Origin of the sequence: Massilia sp. DD77, assembly GCF_036961685.1 — a bacterium.
In the GTDB taxonomy this organism is placed as follows: Bacteria; Pseudomonadota; Gammaproteobacteria; order Burkholderiales; family Burkholderiaceae_D; genus Telluria.
The window spans coordinates 129,994-145,313 of sequence record NZ_JBAMDH010000005.1; the positions used below are offsets into that span (position 1 = coordinate 129,994).

At 65.7% G+C, this 15,320-nt stretch carries 16 protein-coding genes; 13 read left to right on the forward strand and 3 right to left on the reverse strand.

Annotated features, from left to right (window positions below):
* The first annotated feature begins 80 nt into the window (after positions 1 to 80).
* The 7 genes from V7778_RS04070 to V7778_RS04100 all read left to right on the forward strand — a co-directional run bounded on the left by V7778_RS04070 (position 81) and on the right by V7778_RS04100 (position 8,147).
* Positions 81 to 1,940, forward strand: coding sequence for a GGDEF domain-containing protein (locus V7778_RS04070; protein ID WP_335552058.1), 1,860 nt, complete (start codon positions 81 to 83; stop codon positions 1,938 to 1,940).
* A 118-nt stretch (positions 1,941 to 2,058) separates the two neighbouring features.
* The gene (locus V7778_RS04075; RefSeq protein ID WP_335552059.1) at positions 2,059 to 2,595 is read left to right on the forward strand and encodes a MarR family winged helix-turn-helix transcriptional regulator; all 537 of its coding nucleotides are present in this window, start codon (positions 2,059 to 2,061) and stop codon (positions 2,593 to 2,595) included.
* 34 nt (positions 2,596 to 2,629) lie between these two features.
* On the forward strand, positions 2,630 to 3,502 hold the full coding sequence (locus V7778_RS04080; RefSeq protein WP_335552060.1) for a CPBP family intramembrane glutamic endopeptidase: 873 nt from the start codon (positions 2,630 to 2,632) through the stop codon (positions 3,500 to 3,502).
* Positions 3,503 to 4,104: 602 nt separating this feature from the next.
* Positions 4,105 to 5,592 (forward strand): DUF4331 domain-containing protein, encoded by a 1,488-nt coding sequence (locus V7778_RS04085; RefSeq protein WP_335552061.1) that lies wholly within the window; start codon positions 4,105 to 4,107, stop codon positions 5,590 to 5,592.
* A gap of 10 nt (positions 5,593 to 5,602) precedes the next feature.
* On the forward strand, positions 5,603 to 5,842 hold the full coding sequence (locus V7778_RS04090; protein WP_335552062.1) for a hypothetical protein: 240 nt from the start codon (positions 5,603 to 5,605) through the stop codon (positions 5,840 to 5,842).
* An 11-nt stretch (positions 5,843 to 5,853) separates the two neighbouring features.
* Positions 5,854 to 7,020 (forward strand): tetratricopeptide repeat protein, encoded by a 1,167-nt coding sequence (locus V7778_RS04095; RefSeq protein WP_335552063.1) that lies wholly within the window; start codon positions 5,854 to 5,856, stop codon positions 7,018 to 7,020.
* Positions 7,021 to 7,025: 5 nt separating this feature from the next.
* Entirely contained in the window at positions 7,026 to 8,147 is a 1,122-nt protein-coding gene (locus V7778_RS04100) for a HupE/UreJ family protein (protein WP_335552064.1), read from the forward strand.
* Here V7778_RS04100 and V7778_RS04105 read toward each other — a convergent pair.
* A complete protein-coding gene (locus tag V7778_RS04105) occupies positions 8,144 to 8,842 on the reverse strand; it encodes an anti-sigma factor (RefSeq protein ID WP_335552065.1) in 699 nt (232 codons plus the stop codon). The two genes, V7778_RS04100 and V7778_RS04105, sit on opposite strands and share 4 nt — an antisense overlap.
* Positions 8,839 to 9,405: a sigma-70 family RNA polymerase sigma factor gene (locus V7778_RS04110; protein WP_335552066.1), complete on the reverse strand. Its 567-nt coding sequence runs from the start codon at positions 9,403 to 9,405 to the stop codon at positions 8,839 to 8,841. The genes V7778_RS04105 and V7778_RS04110 overlap by 4 nt, the downstream gene beginning before the upstream one ends.
* Positions 9,406 to 9,725: 320 nt before the next feature.
* Between V7778_RS04110 and V7778_RS04115 the strand changes: the two genes are divergently transcribed.
* Positions 9,726 to 11,768 carry a TonB-dependent receptor gene (locus tag V7778_RS04115; protein WP_335552067.1) on the forward strand — a complete coding sequence of 681 codons (2,043 nt, stop codon included), beginning with the start codon at positions 9,726 to 9,728 and terminating at the stop codon, positions 11,766 to 11,768.
* Between the two features lie 127 nt (positions 11,769 to 11,895).
* On the opposite strand, the gene V7778_RS04120 is transcribed toward V7778_RS04115, so the two are convergent.
* Positions 11,896 to 12,225, reverse strand: coding sequence for a DUF3693 domain-containing protein (locus tag V7778_RS04120; protein ID WP_335552068.1), 330 nt, complete (start codon positions 12,223 to 12,225; stop codon positions 11,896 to 11,898).
* A gap of 232 nt (positions 12,226 to 12,457) precedes the next feature.
* Between V7778_RS04120 and V7778_RS04125 the strand changes: the two genes are divergently transcribed.
* From V7778_RS04125 to V7778_RS04145, 5 genes are read left to right on the forward strand one after another with little or no spacing between them, the layout of a single operon-like run.
* Positions 12,458 to 12,682, forward strand: coding sequence for a hypothetical protein (locus V7778_RS04125; RefSeq protein ID WP_335552069.1), 225 nt, complete (start codon positions 12,458 to 12,460; stop codon positions 12,680 to 12,682).
* Positions 12,679 to 12,921 (forward strand): hypothetical protein, encoded by a 243-nt coding sequence (locus V7778_RS04130; protein WP_335552070.1) that lies wholly within the window; start codon positions 12,679 to 12,681, stop codon positions 12,919 to 12,921. Before V7778_RS04125 ends, V7778_RS04130 begins: the two co-directional genes overlap by 4 nt.
* 2 nt (positions 12,922 to 12,923) lie before the next feature.
* Complete coding sequence (locus tag V7778_RS04135; RefSeq protein WP_335552071.1) at positions 12,924 to 13,349, forward strand: hypothetical protein; 426 nt, start codon at positions 12,924 to 12,926, stop codon at positions 13,347 to 13,349.
* Positions 13,349 to 15,184 (forward strand): replication endonuclease, encoded by a 1,836-nt coding sequence (locus tag V7778_RS04140; protein WP_335552072.1) that lies wholly within the window; start codon positions 13,349 to 13,351, stop codon positions 15,182 to 15,184. Before V7778_RS04135 ends, V7778_RS04140 begins: the two co-directional genes overlap by 1 nt.
* Entirely contained in the window at positions 15,177 to 15,320 is a 144-nt protein-coding gene (locus V7778_RS04145; protein WP_335552073.1) for a hypothetical protein, read from the forward strand. The genes V7778_RS04140 and V7778_RS04145 overlap by 8 nt, the downstream gene beginning before the upstream one ends.

Below are 15,320 nucleotides of genomic sequence, written 5' to 3' on the forward strand. Positions count from 1 at the left end.
AGGGAAGGGAGCTGCTCGAGTGGTTGAGCTATTGCTCTAAGCTCATGTATATTGCATGTAAACACTAAACGCCCTTCCTGATGCCTTCCACCGCCCGCCGCGCCGTCCGCAGCCTCCTCCTCGTTTTTGCCAGTCTCGGCCTGACAGCTTCGGCGCATGCCGGCATTGATGCGGCGCTGCGCGAGGCCGACCGGATCGGCGAAACCGACCCCGCTCGTGCGCTGGCCCTGTTCGAGCGCCTGGCGCTTGACGCGGGCGCGCGGCAGGACGCGGCCGCGCTCCAGGCGATCCGGCGGCGCAGCTGCTGGCTGCTCGGCGTCACCGCGCCCGAGAAAGCGCTGGCGCTGGTCCGTGAAGCGGGAGCCGCCGATCCGGGCCTGCAGGTCTGCCGCGGCTACGCCTACGAGCAGCTGAACCGGCAGGACGAAGCGCTGGCCGACTACGAAAGCGGTGTCGAGGCGGGCAGGCGGCTCGGCGACGATACGGTGCTGGCGCGGGCATTGGCGCTGCGCGGCGAACAGCGTTACCTGCGCGGACTGTATGGCGGCGCCATCGAGGACCTGAAAGCCAGCTACGACCTGGAACGCAAGCTGGGCAACGACAACAACCAGCGCTACGTCCTGAACGCCCTGGCCAATCTGTATGCCGACCGCAATGTCGGCGAATACGACAGCGCCCTGGAGCGCTATCGCGAACTGCTGCTCGCCAGCGAGAAGGCGAACAAGCGCAAGGCCGCCGCGACCGCGCACTTCAACATCGCCAGCACCAGCGAAAACAAGGGCGACCTGGCGCAGGCGCGCGAACATTTCGCGCTGGCCCTCAAGATCGACAAGGAACTCGGTGTGGCCGGGGATATCGCAACCGACCAGCGGGCCTATGCGGTGGTCCTGTCCAAGACGGGAGAGCACGCCGCGGCCCTCGCCATGCTGGATGGTGCGCTGCGGATCGCGTCCGGCCTGCCCCAGTCCGATCCGGGCCTGGTCGCAGCGATCCGGCTCTCGCGGGGCGGCGCCTTGCGGCGTGCCGGCCGCCATACGCAGGCGCTGGCGGATTTGCAGGCGGCGCAGCAGCACTTCGAAACAGAGCGTAACGACCGCTTCCTGCAGAAGATCTATGAGGAGCAGGCCAGGACCCACGAAGCCCTGGGCAACTGGAAGGCCGCCTACGCGGCGCAGGCGCGCATGATGGCCGTGCAGGCGGCGCTGCACAAGCGGATGCTGGACGAACGCACGACCCGCCTGCGCGTCCAGTTCGAGTCCGAGCAAGCGCGCCTGCGCAACGCCGGGCTGCAGTACCAGAATGCGGTGCAGCGCATCGAGCTCGATAAGGGCAGGTCGATCCGCCGCTGGCAGCTGGCGGCGCTCGCCGCGAGCGCGGCGGCGATCGTGGTGCTGTGCATCCTTGGCCTGCGCCAGCGCAGGATCGGGCTGCGCATGCGCGACCTGGCGATGACCGATGAACTCACGCGCTTGCCGAACCGGCGCAGCCTGATGGCGCTCGCGGCGGAGGCCTTCGCCGGCGCCAGGAAAGAGGGCGGCGCGCTGTCGGTCGCGGCGCTCGACATCGATTACTTCAAGCGCATCAACGACCGTTACGGCCACGCGCTCGGCGACGTGGTGCTGCAGCGGGTCGGCCACGCCCTGCGCGGCGCGCTGCGTCCCGGCGATGCGGTCGGCCGCACCGGCGGCGAGGAGTTCATCGTCGTGCTGCGCGGCGCGGGCGAACTCGATGCGCTGCGCGCGGCCGAGCGGCTGCGCGAGGCGGTCGAGCGCATCGATTGCGGCGACCTGCCGGCAGGACTGGTGGTGCGCATCAGCGTCGGCGTCGCGCAACTGGGCGCGGAGGGCGATACCCTGGATGCCCTCCTGGTGCGCGCCGACGAGGCGCTTTACCGTGCGAAGGAGCGCGGCCGCAACCGCGTCGAGCTCAGCGCAGCCTAGCCGCTTCGGCGGTCGCTCGACCGCCCTCACCAGCCCGAATCCCACCCTCCAAGCATGAAATGCGTGCGGGCCGGGCATTTACTTTACCGCTTATATAAGCACTGATATGATTCATTCTATGAAACAAGGACTCGGAACCCAATTGCGCCATCTGATCGAACTGCTCGACAGTGCAGTCGAGGAGGCGTACGTGGCCGCGGACCTGCCCGAATACCGGCCGCGTTATACGCCGGTGATGCGCGTCCTGGCGGCGCGCGAGGCAGTCACCATCGGCGAGATCGCCGCACGGTCGGGCATTACCCAGCCTGCGGCGACCCAGACCGTGGCCCTGATGCAGAAGCAAGGGCTGATCCGGATCGCACCGGGCGAACATGATGCGCGCCAGCGCGTGGTGAGTCTGAGCGCGGCCGGCAGTGCGCTGCTGCCACGGGTGCAGGCATGCTGGCGCGCCACCAAGCTGGCGGCCGACAGCCTGGACGCCGATCTGGACACGCCGCTGTCGCTGGCGCTGGCCCAGGCGATCGACGCGCTCGGCCGGCGACCGTTCAGCGAGCGCATCGAATCCGCGCGCCTGCGCTTGCAGGAAGGCGAAGCGCACACCGCGCCGCCGAAAGCGGCAGCCGCGCGCAGGGCAGGCAAGAGGGCGTCCGCATAAGTATTGTTTGCTGTACTCGACAGGAGATTTGTCCATGCACGACACCACCGCCATCTCCGCCGCCACGGCGCCGCAAGGCAGGCGCTTCAACGCCCATCCTTTCATCAGCATCGTGACCGGCGCCGTGCTGAGCTTCGCGCCGGTGCCGCTCACCATGATCCTGGTCCATCACCTGGTCGACAAGCCGTACCGGGTGGTGTGGCCGCAACTGCTGGCGGCGCTGCTCTCCTTCCTGGCTTACCGGTTTTTTGCACACCGTATCGAGAAGCGTGCGCTGACGGAGTTCGCCGCCGCCGGCGCCGCGCGTGACAGCGCCCTGGGGCTGGGACTGGGAGCAGGGATGGTGTGCACGGTCTTCGCCGTGCTGGCACTGCTCGGCGTGTACCGGCTGGACGGCGTCAACGGGATCACGCCGCTGCTGTTCCTGCCCCTGGCGGAATTGCTATTGGTCGGTCTCGCGGAAGAATCGGTATTTCGCGGCATCGTGTTCCGGATTACCGAGCAGGCGATCGGCAGCATGCGGGCCATCGTCGTCTCGGCCATGGTGTTCGCCCTTGCGCACTTGCCGAACGAGGGCGTCGGCCCTGTCGCCGTGGCCGCGCTGGCGGCCTATGGTGTGCTGCAGGCGGCGATCTACATGCGCACCCGGACGCTGTGGCTGTGCATCGCCAGCCACGTCGCCTGGAACTTCTGCGTGGGACAGGTGTTCTCGACAGCCGTGTCGGGCCATGCATCGCAGTCCGGCCTGCTCCAAGGCCAGCTGGCCGGACCGTCATGGCTGGCCGGCGGCGCCTTCGGCGTAGAGGGATCCTTGCTCACCCTGATCGTGATCAGCGCCGTGGCGGCCTGCTTCCTGCGCGCCGGACCGAGGCGGGAAGCGCCGGCGCGCGAGAGGGTCTCAGCCTAGCGGCAAACGCCTGAACCGGAGGGCCTGCGCGGCCCACCAAGGCCACGCATGACCAGCACCGAGGTGCCGCCGCGTGCCCCAATGAGCAGGAAATGGGCGGCAAATCCCGGCGGCGAAGGCTGCTCAGCAGGTTCGGCTTGCATACGCGCGACTCGCCGAGGAAGGGCCGGCGCGACGCCGGCGTGCGTGCGGTCCCGCTCTCTCAGCAGGCAGGATGCCGAATCAGCCGTGCGCGCGGCAAACCAGGCTTATCATGTGGAATGATCAAACGAACCGATACAGCCACAGCCCTCGCGGTCGATATGGGCATCGACCTGCGGGCGTCCCGCGGTGTGCTACAGGCGGCACGCTTTTTTGACAGACGGAACATCCCGTTGTCTGTTTCTCTGCGGATACTCGGTCTCGCGCCAGGCGGCACACGCCCGCATCGGCCCTAGCCTGCCTCGGGCGAGCCCCGCCTGGCCTGGTCGTCCAACGCCTGGCCGACACGACGCAAGGTAAATTTTCGGGATTTTTCTTCCGCATGCTGAATCCAGTGCGCGGCCCCGTACGTATAAAGAATGCAGTCATGCCTTCTTATCAACGTCAGCGGGAGAAAAACCATGTCCTTCATCGCAACGCGAGCGCTCAGCCGGGCGCTTGCCCTGGCTCTGTGCGCAGGAGCATTCGCCAGCCCGGCCGCCCAGGCATCGAGCCACCGGGAGGCGCCGTTCATTACCAAGCACCCGAAGATCGACGCGACCGACTTCTACATGTTCCGCAGCTATGAACCCGGTCGTCAGGCGTTCGTGACCATGATCGCGAACTACGTGCCGCTGCAGGATCCGGGTGCCGGCCCCAACTATTTTGCGATGGATCCGGACGCGCTGTACGAGATCCACATCGACAACAATGGCGACGCCAAGGAAGACATCAGCTTCCAATTCCGTTTCCAGAACACCAACAAGGACACCAAGCTGACGGTCGGCGGCAAGCAAGTCTCCATTCCCCTCGTCATCAACGGCGGCGCCATCAACGACCGTAACCCGGCGGGGTTGAACGTGCGCGAAACCTACACCGTCAATGTCGCGCGCGGCGACCGGCGTGGCGGCACGCGCACCCAGCTCACCGGCGCTGGTGGCGCCGTCTTCGACAAGCCGGTCGACAACATCGGCAACAAGTCGATCCCTGACTATGCCTCCTATGCGGCCAAGCACGTGTATGAGGTAACTATCCCTGGTTGCTCCACGCCTGGACGCATGTTCGTCGGCCAGCGCAAGGATCCATTCGTGGTCAACCTGGGGGAGACCTTCGACCTGATCAACATCAAGGCGCCCGCGGTCGAGTTCAGCGCGGGTGCGGAGCGCGCAACCCGCGACGACCTGGCGGGCAAGAACGTCACCAGCATCGAGCTCGAGGTTGCCATCGCCTGCCTCACCGCGGGCAACGATCCCGTCATCGGCGGCTGGACGACGGCCAGCATGCGCCAGGGGCGTCTGCTCAACCCCGCGCCTGGCGCCAGCGCCTCGAAAGAGGGGGGTGCCTGGACCCAGGTCTCGCGCCTGGGCATGCCGCTGGTGAACGAGGTCGTGATTGGATTGAAGGACAAGGACCGCTTCAATCACAGCAAACCCTCGGCCGACACCCAGTTCGCTGATTACGTCACCAACCCGACACTGCCCGCCCTGGTCGAGATCCTGTATGGCAGCGCCGGCGCCAAGGCGCCAACCAACTTCCCGCGCAATGACCTCGTGGCTGCGTTCCTGACGGGTGTGAAGGGCCTCAACCAGCCCGCGCAGGTCACGCCATCCGAAATGCTGCGCCTGAACACGTCGATCGCTCCGGTCGCGCCCGCGGCGCAGAAACGCCTGGGCGTGATCGACGGCGACAACGCGGGCTTCCCGAACGGGCGCAGGCCGGGTGACGACGTGGTCGATATCGCCCTGCGGGTGGTAATGGGCAAGCTGTGCACCCTGAACCTGGGGTGCGCCCCGGGCGATGCGCCGGCCGGCAGCCTGCGTTTCACTGACGGCGCCTATCTGGATGCGAGCTTCGTCAACGGCAGCTTCCCCTACCTGAAGACCCCGCTGCCCGGCTCGCCGCAGCAATAAGGAGGACATCATGAAGAAGCTATCGATCGTCGCGGCTAGCCTGTTGCTGGTGGCCTGCGGCGGCAGCAACGATTCGCACCCTGCGCCGCCCGTGCAGGCACCGCCCCCGCCGATGGCGGGCACCGATGCGTACTTCGTGCGGGTGAGTCAGCTGGTGGCCGCCCAGCCGGACGACACCGAGCCGATCGCACTCGACGACGGCGCGCCTTCCATGCCGGACGACACCGAGCCAGGGGCGGTCGGGCCATGAAGGGCAGGGGCATGTTGGCGGTGCTGTTGACACTGCCGGTCCTGGGTGCGGGGCTGGCCCAGGCGGCGCCGCACCGGCCGGCAAGTGGCGCCGACGTGGTCGAGGTGCTGCCCTGGCGCGGTGACGCGCGCCAGCGTGAGCTGCGCCGCCTCGGCGCCAGCCTGGCTGCGGAACCGCGCAAGCTCGGGCGTGCCGCCGAGCTTGCGCGCCACTACATCGCGGCGGGCCGCCGCGAGGCCGATCCGCGCTACTTTGGCTACGCGCAGGCGGCACTTTCTCCATGGTGGAATATGGCTGATCCGCCACCTGAAGTGCGCCTGCTGAGGGCCAGCCTTCTGCAGTCCGAGCACCGTTTCGATGCTGCCTTGGCCGACCTGGAGGCGGTGACGAGGCGTCAGCCGGATAACGCCCAGGCGTGGTTGACCCGCGCCGCCATCGAAACCGTCCGCGCCGACTATCCGGCCGCCAGGCGCAGCTGCGCGCGCCTGGCCGCGTTGGCCGCGCCATTGGTTGCCGCGGGCTGCGCCGCGAATGTGGGCGCAGTCACCGGTCAACTTCTCGCGAGCGAACGCCTGCTGGCCGGCCTGTTTGCGAGGGATGGCGGAAGCGATCCCGCCGTCGATGGCTGGATCGCGATCTCGCTGGCCGAGATGGCGGCACGGCGCGGCGACACCGCGACGGCGCAAGGGCGGTTCAGCCGCGCCATGGACTTGGCGCCGGGCGACGCCTACCTGCTCGCTGCCTATGCCGACTTCCTGATGGACGGCGGCCGTCATGAAGACGCCATCCGCTTGCTGACGCCGCACAAGGGCGTCGACGGCCTGCTGCTTCGCAGTGCGCTGGCGTTGCAGGCGTCGCGGCCGGCGAGCGCCGAACTCAAGGACGCACGGGCCGAGTTGGCTGCACGCTTCGACGCCGCGGCCCGCCGCAGCGATGGTGTCCACCTGCGCGACCACGCGCGCTATCGCCTCGGGCTGCTGGGAGACGCACCCGGTGCGCTCGCACTGGCGCGTCGCAACTGGGACAGCCAGCGCGAACCGGCCGATGCGCGCGTCCTGCTGGAGGCTGCCCTGGCGGCGAACGATGCACCGGCTGCTCGATCGGTGCTCGACTGGATGCGAGGTTCCGGGGTCGAAGATGTGCATTTGCGGCGGCTTGCCAGCCGCTTGAAAGGATAGTCCGGATGATCCGCCATCTTTTGCTTGCCTGGGTCACCTTGTGCATCGCACTGCCTGCGTGGGCGCACAAACCGAGCGACGCCTATCTGCGTCTCGAACCGGAAGAAGTGGCGGTCCAAGGGCGCTGGGATATCGCACTGCGCGACCTGGAACATGCGATCGGCCTGGACGCCGACAATGACGGTCAGCTCACCTGGGATGAGGTACGCACCCGCCACGTAGACATCGCGGCTTACGCGCTCTCGCGCTTGAGGATCGAACGGGGCGGCCGTCCCTGCCGTTTGCAGGCAGGGGAGCAACTCATCGATCGGCATACCGACGGCGCCTATACGGTGTTGCCGTTCCGTGTCGATTGCGAGGCAGGGGGGGCCTTGGCCATCGGCTACCGCCTGTTCGCCGACATCGATCCCCAGCACAGGGGCCTGGTCGGCATCGGCCGCGGTGCGGCGGTCCAGACCCTGGTTCTCGGCGGGGATGAGGCGCAGGCGAGCATCGAGCTTGAAAACGCACCGCGAGCCGGCTTCCTGAACTACGTGCGTCACGGTGTGTGGCATATCTGGATCGGCTTCGACCACATCCTGTTCTTGCTTTCGCTCCTGCTGCCGGCAGTGCTGGCGTGGCGCGCCGGCGGATGGCAACCTGTATCGAGCCTGCGCCTGGCCCTGGTCGACGTGGTCAAGGTGGTGAGCGCCTTTACCGTCGCGCACTCGATCACCTTGAGTCTTGCCGCCCTGGGCATCGTTTCCCTGCCTACCCGCTGGGTAGAGACCGCTATCGCGGCGTCGGTGATCCTGGCCGCGCTCAATAACGTCGTACCCTTGACGCATTCGCGGCGTTGGCTGGCCGCCTTCGTTTTCGGCCTGCTGCACGGCTTCGGCTTTGCCAGCGTGCTGGGCGATCTTGGACTGCCGCCTAGCGCGCTGGCGAGCGCACTCCTTGGTTTCAATGCAGGCGTGGAGCTCGGGCAGCTGGCCATCGTCGCCGCGTTCCTGCCGATCAGCTACGCGTTGCGCGCAACGCGCTTCTACCGTCGCGTGGTACTGGCCGGCGGGTCGAGCGCAATCATCCTGGTGGCCGCATTCTGGTTCACCGAACGTGCGTTCGACCTGCGCCTGCTACCCGGCTAGAGCCTGACCCAGCTGCCTTTGTACAGGACCGGGCCGGTCGGGCCGGTCGGGTCGGGCGATCCCCCTTTCGGCTCGAGAGAAATCGCCAGCAGCATCACATCCGCACCGACCGCACGCTCGTCGAGCGCCAGACTGGCGCTGCGGTTGTCCGGCAAGATGCCGAGCGAACGCGGCTTGCCCGCTTTCGTAATCGCCCATAATTGCAGAGTGCGATCGCTCGGCACCTGAATGCCTTCGGCCACCCGCACCTCGAGGCGACCGCGGCGGGCGTCGGCGGCAACGACCAGGGCGGTGCGTGCCTGGTCGTCGGTGAGGGTTGCCACCTGCTCCAGCGCCGGCGGCTGCACCTGGATCTTGAGCATCACAGCCATGGTCACGGCCAGGGCGCCGGCTGCGACCGCGAGCCCGCCCCACACGCGGGCACCGGCGCCGCGCCAGAACTGCCACCACGGTGCTTCGCGCGACATGCCCAGGCGACGCTCGATGCCGGTCCAGACACGCGCGGGGGGAGTGACCGCGCGCGGAAGTTCGGCGAAGCCGCTGAAATGGCGCTGCCACTGCGTGACGGTCGCGCGCAAGAGCGCATCGGTTTGCAGCCAGCGCTCGAAGCGGCGCCGCGCACCGCCCTTGAGCGTGCCGAGCACGTACTCGGCAGCGAGCCGCTCGCGCAACACAGGATTGTTATCGATATTCATGCCATGGCCCGCTTGGTGAGACAGTTCTTGAGCTTTTCCAGTCCGCGCCGGATCCAGGTTTTGACCGTGCCGATCGGGAGGCTCAGCTGTTCGGCGACTTCACTGTGCGACAGGTCGTGGAAATACGCCATGCCGATTGCCTGTCGCTGTTTGCCCTCCAGGGTCGACATGCACCGTGCGAGCGCCCGCGCTTCTTCGGACAACTGCAGCCTGTCCTGCGGCCCGCTGGCGGGGTCCTGCAGTGCCAGCACGATGTCGGTCTCGATCGATTCTGCGTCGATGTCGGCCGTGCCGGCCTGGCGCCGGTACATGTCGAGTGCCTTGTTGCGCACGATGGTCGCCATCCATGTCAGGGGCGCCGACAAGTGTGGCTGGTACCCGGCCGCAGCGTGCCAGATCGACACGAAACCCTCCTGCAGCGCTTCCTCCGCGAGTTCGTCCTTGTTCAATATACGCAGCGCGAAGCCAAACAGTTTCGCCGACGAGGCATCGTAAAGGGAACGAAATGCGGCGTGGTCGCCAAGCGCCGTGCGTCCGAGCAGGTGACGCAGGCGATCGTTCATGTCGAGGTCGGAGGTCACGTAAGCCTTTATGGAAATGCTTGCTGGATTATTCTGGGCCGTGCTGCAAAGATTCTAACTCGGCAATACAAACATTCCTATCTCAAGCCAGCAAAAACGGACAGCGCGCAGTACGCCCGGCCGGTCGCGCCAGCTCGTCGGTCGTTCGGCCAAGCGTGTTATCGCTGCATTCTTAAATCCGACATGCGCAAGTCTGCGTATATCTCTTTGACGCGGTTCTCCCTCACTGGCGCGGTTCCTGCGCGGACGCGCCCGGCCGGCTTGGCGGCGGATGATAAACGGTAGCTATCTCAGGAGACGGCATGCAAGCAAGGAGTTCGGCCCTGGCCATCGCGCTGGCGATGAGCGCGAGCTGCCATGCGGCGGGTCCGGAACCGGTCGCGGTAGTCAAGGTGACCGGCCACTACGACAACGCGGTCGGCTCGAGCGACGCGGCCAGCGAAGGCACAATCAATGCCGACCTGATTGTCAATCGCCCGGCACTGCGGACAAGCGAGATCCTGGAATTCGTGCCAGGGCTTATCGTGACCCAGCATAGCGGCGACGGCAAGGCGAACCAGTACTTCCTGCGCGGCTTCAACCTTGATCACGGCACCGATTTCGCCACCTACGTCGATGGCATGCCAGTCAACATGCGCACCCATGCGCATGGCCAGGGATACACGGACTTGAACTTCCTGATTCCCGAACTTGTCCAGCGCATCGCTTACCGAAAGGGGCCGTATTTTGCCGAGGAGGGCGACTTTGCCTCCGCCGGCGCCGCGCGCATCCACCTCCTCGACCGGATGGAAGAGGGACATGCAACGCTGACGGTGGGAAGGAATGGCTACCGGCGCGCGGTGCTGGCCGATGCACGGCAACTGAAGGGCGGTGCACTCCTGTATGCGGTGGAAGGACTCGGCAATGACGGCCCATGGGCGGTTGCGGAGCGGCTACGGCAATACAAAGGACTGCTGCGCTACAGCGCCGGAAACGCAGAGGACGGCTACAAGATCACGGCAATGGGATACCGCAACCGCTGGAACGCCACGGACCAGGTTCCGCTGCGCGCCGTCCGGAACAAGGTACTGGACCGCTTCGGGACGATAGACGCGAGCGACGGCGGCGAGACCTCACGCTATAGCCTGGCGTATGCGCTACGCAAGCCGGCCGGAGAAGGGCGCCTCAGCCTGGAAGCCTACCTCATGCGTTCGACGCTCGACCTGTACAGCAACTTTACCTATTTCCTGAAGAATCCGGAAAACGGCGACCAGTTCAACCAGAGCGAGCGTCGCCGGATGGCAGGCGTGAATGGTCGCTACCAGTGGAATGCGCGGCCAGGGGGTTTCTCAATTCAGAATACCGTCGGCATCCAGAGCCGCGGCGATTGGCTCGACCCGGTCGCTCTCTACAGTTCGAACGCAAGGAAGCGGAGCGATCTCGTACGCGAAGACAAGGTTCGCGAAATGAGTGCAGGCATGTATCTCGAAAGCGCGATCCGGTGGCAGCCTTGGCTGCGCACGGTCGCCGGCCTTCGCCACGATCGCTATCGCTTCGATGTCGCCAGCAGTATCGAGGGAAATTCGGGCCGCAGGCACGACACGATCACTCTGCCGAAGCTGTCGCTCGTCGCCGGGCCGTGGCGCGATACCGAGTTCTTCATCAATGGCGGGCGGGGATTCCACAGTAACGATGCCCGCGGCACGACGCAGACACGTCTGAACGACGGCACGCCCTCACTGCCGGTGACGCCGCTGGTGCCGACCCGAGGTGCCGAGCTTGGGCTGCGCTCGGAACCCATCCGCGGCCTGCAAAGTTCGCTCGCGCTGTGGCAGCTCGACATTGCCTCGGAACTCGTGTTCGTCGGGGACGCCGGCGAAACGCAAGCGAGCCGCGCCAGCAGGCGCGACGGGATCGAATGGAACAATCACTATGTGGTGCGCCCGTGGCTTTTGCTGGACCTGGACCTGGCGCTGTCCCGCGCGCGCTACCGGGACCTGGACCCGGCGCGGCAGTTTATTCCTGGCTCACTGAACCGCGTCGGTTCATTCGGCATCACGGTCACCGAATGGCGCAACTGGTTCGGCAACCTCACGATCCGCTACTTCGGCCCACGGCCGCTGGTGGAAGACAAATCGGTGCAGTCTGCGTCGACGGCAATGGTATATGGGCGACTGGGCTACCGGCTGGGAAGAAACGTGCGTCTGACGCTGGATGTCTTCAATCTCCTGGACCGGAAAGCCAGCGACATCGACTACTTTTACGTGTCGCGACTGGAGGGCGAAGCATCCGGCGGCCAGGAGGACGTGCACTTTCATCCAGTTGAGCCGCGTACCGCGAGGCTCACACTCAGCTATACGTTCTGAACCAGGTGGATCGTACCGTGCCTGGAAGAGGCTCCATTCCTTGAGCAAGCTCAGCGAGGACGAGAGCGAGCACACACCGGACCGAAGAGCGCATAATCTATAACTGGTAAAACGGGGACGTTACTACCTATCCGCGCGCAAACGCCCTGCGTTCACGCCCGTCCCACTGGGATAGGAGGGTGTTAAAAGACGCGGAAAATTTTTCCATGAGGCCCGTCCACCGGGCCTTTTGTTCGTCCGTTTTTGCCCGCTCTGCATTCGCGGCGGCGATCACGACGAGCGGATTCACTCCCAGCGCTAGGGCTACCGTCAAGGCGGCTTCGTCATCAAAAAAACGGCGGCCGGTACGGTAGCTGCTCACCGATGACAACGGAAAACCTAGCAGTTTTGCTAGTTGATAGTCCGAAGTCAGTCCCTTTGCGGCTTTCACCGCGTCCAAATATTCGATGGTAGTCATAGCTCTCCTCAGGGCTAAGGCCGCACATGTGCGGCGATGGGCGAACCTTACACCGTTGTTTCGCATGCGACAAGCAGCGCACGCGCCACATATTGCCGTTGCGTTATAACGCCGTAGCGTTGTAATATCCGCTCATGCCGCGCGGAAATCTCTAGTCTCCTCAGGCGCAAGGGGCGCAAAGCCCGCCGCGCGGCACTTCTGCCTGAGAGACAAAAACGCCTGAGGAGGCCACATGTCTGTTACACAAGATTACAAAAACGTCACCCTGCAGCTAAGCGAAGCGGCGCGGGTGGAACTGCTCGTCGCCCTTATGGACCGCGAAGCCGAGCTATTCAAGTGCCGCGCCGGTGTGGAGATGATGCCCCTCCCGCCCGAGCAGCGCGAAGCGATGGGCGAAGTATGGAACCGCGCCTACAACGCCGTGGCTTTCATGCTTGAGCAGGTGCGCGCCGTATGAAAGCTCCCCACGCCACCACCACCCCCGATCTGCTGCCGGATCACGATCTAGCCGGCGAACGTCCGCCGAAGCGCTCGCGCCTGGACAAGATGCGCGAGGCGCGCGGCCTCAAGGGCCTGACGGTCAACCTCCCGGCCGAACTGGTCGATCAGTTCCACGCGAAGCGCAAGGCGCGCGGCCAGACCGCGAACGAAGCCATTGCGGCCCTGCTGCGCACCCAATACCTGCGGAAGCGCTGACCATGAAAGCCGAGCGCCTAGAACTGGCCGCGCTGGCCTCCGTCGCTGGCCCGCGCGCCACGCCAGAGGAAATCAACACTTACGCCTATCTGGCGGACTTCGCCGCAGTTTGTGAGCAGGTGGCGCGCGTGCCTGAGGAAGTGCGCCAGGAGCGCGTACAGGCCCTCCGCGCCATCGTCGCGCGCCCGGTCGATGTCGAGGCGATGCGCGCGGCGTTCTGGCTGCGCGCGCCGCTTGCGGCTCGCATGGTGGCCGTGATGTCGGCCAAGCTGCCGAAGGAACGCGCGGGCGACACCCTGAACAAGTTTGATGCGCTCGAGCGCGGCCTGATCTGGGTAGCGCTGGAACGGCTCATGGCCGATCTGGCGCAGGTGCAGAAATGCATGCAGGGCGGCGCGATGCCGACCACCTCCAGCCGGGCTCACTGATGCGCACGCTGAATTGGGGCATCCCTACCCGGATGGCGCGCGCCATGTACGCGCTGTTCGCTCGCGACGGGCAGGAGGCGCATCAAGGCAAGGTCGATCTGATCGACCGCCTATTGTGTGACGACGAGCGGATTCCCCTCGCCACCGATACCGGCGCGCCCACCGGCGAGCCCGCGATCTGGCACGCCGCCGAGGTTTCCGTGCGCCAGTGCTGGGCCTTCTGCCACGACCTGGGGACCGCTGACGCGATTCTCGCAGCCGTGGCGGGCGTGTGCGCCCGGCGCGGAATCGCCGCGCCGCGCGGCGACACCGATGAGGAAAAGCTCGCCCGCGCACTCGATAAGGCATGGTGGCGCCGCCACCTGCGCACCGAGTTCAAGCGCCGGTTTGAACATACCGCTATTCAGCTCGGTCTTACCTACGTCAAGACGGATCCCTATGTAAGCCGCGAAACCGCGCTCATGCAGGAGCGCCAGAACCGCGCCAACGCGGAACTGCTGGAGAACCGGATTGCGACCAACGAACACGGCCAGAGCTACTCTGTCGCCGATCTGGCCGACAAGGGCACCGCCAACAAGGCAAACCGGCGCAATGAGCTGATGACGCGCATCCGGGGATTTGAAGAGGTGGCCGACACCCTGCGGCACGTGGGCCTGTTCTGGACGATCACCTGCCCGTCGCGCTTCCACTCCGTGGGCGGCACGAATGCCAAGTATGACGGCTCGAACCCGCGCGACGCGCAAGCCTACCTCGTCGCCGTGTGGGCGCTGATCCGCGCCGCGCTTCACCGCCAGGGAATCCGGCCGTACGGGTTCCGCATCGCCGAGCCGCACAGCGACGGATGCCCGCATTGGCACCTGCTGCTGTTCGTGGAGCGCGATCGCTCGGCTGACGCGGAAGAGACCGTAAAGCACTACGCTCTGCTGGACGAAGGCCAGGAAGCCGGCGCGCAGAAAAACCGCGTCAAGCTGGTGCGCATCGAGGCGGGCAAGGGGACGGCGGCGGGCTACATTGCCAAGTATGTGAGCAAAAACATTGACGGTACAGGTGTTGGCGATCACAAGACCTTTGAAAGCGGACAGACATACATCGTTGCGCCAGACACTTTCGGCCAAGTCGAAATCACGCCATCGGCGCGCGTCACTTACTGGTCGCAGGCCTGGGGGATTCGCCAGTTCCAGCAGATCGGCGGCGCGCCTATCGGGGTGTGGCGAGAGCTTCGCCGCATCAAGGCGGAGACCCTCCAGAACGCCCCCGAGGCAGTGCGCGAGGCGCACGCTGCCGTCCAGAAAATCGAATCTACCGACCCGGCCGTGGCGAAGCAAGCCGACTTCGCCGCCTACCTTTGGGCGCAGGGCGGGCCGACAGTGCCGCGTCGCCGGCTGGCCGTGCGCGTGGCCGCGCGCGAGGTGGAGATTAACGGCCGATACAGCCAGAAAGTTTGTAAGAAGCCGGTCGGCGTCTACGCTGCAGCGTTCCCCAACGAGGTCTATGAGGGGGTGCATTACAGGTGGACAGTCGAGGGCAAAAACGAAAGCGGCAACGTCCGCTTTACCCTCCCTCGGACTGGTGTAAATAACTGTACGCCGTGGCCGGAACGGCCGACCGGCGCGCCCGCCTGGACGCGGCCGGACAACGCCCCAGACCTGCACAAGAAAGCCAGGGCGACCCGTGGCAAGGTTGACCGGGTAGAGAACGCGGGCTACGGCAACCCCGATTCGCAAACGTGGAGCCGCGCCGACGATGCGCGCGCCGCCATCCTGTTCCGTAAGCACTCCCCGCGCCACGCGGAGAGCCACCTGAACACCCTGAAACGAAAATACAACGATGAGTGACAAAAACACTGAACTGGAGCGGCGCGCGTGCGCGCTGGTCAAGCAATACGGGTTCTTCCTTCGCGGCCCGGTGAAAGAATTCTTTCACGAACTCGCGGATTACCTCAACTGGCAACAACTGAAAAAGGAGCTGTAA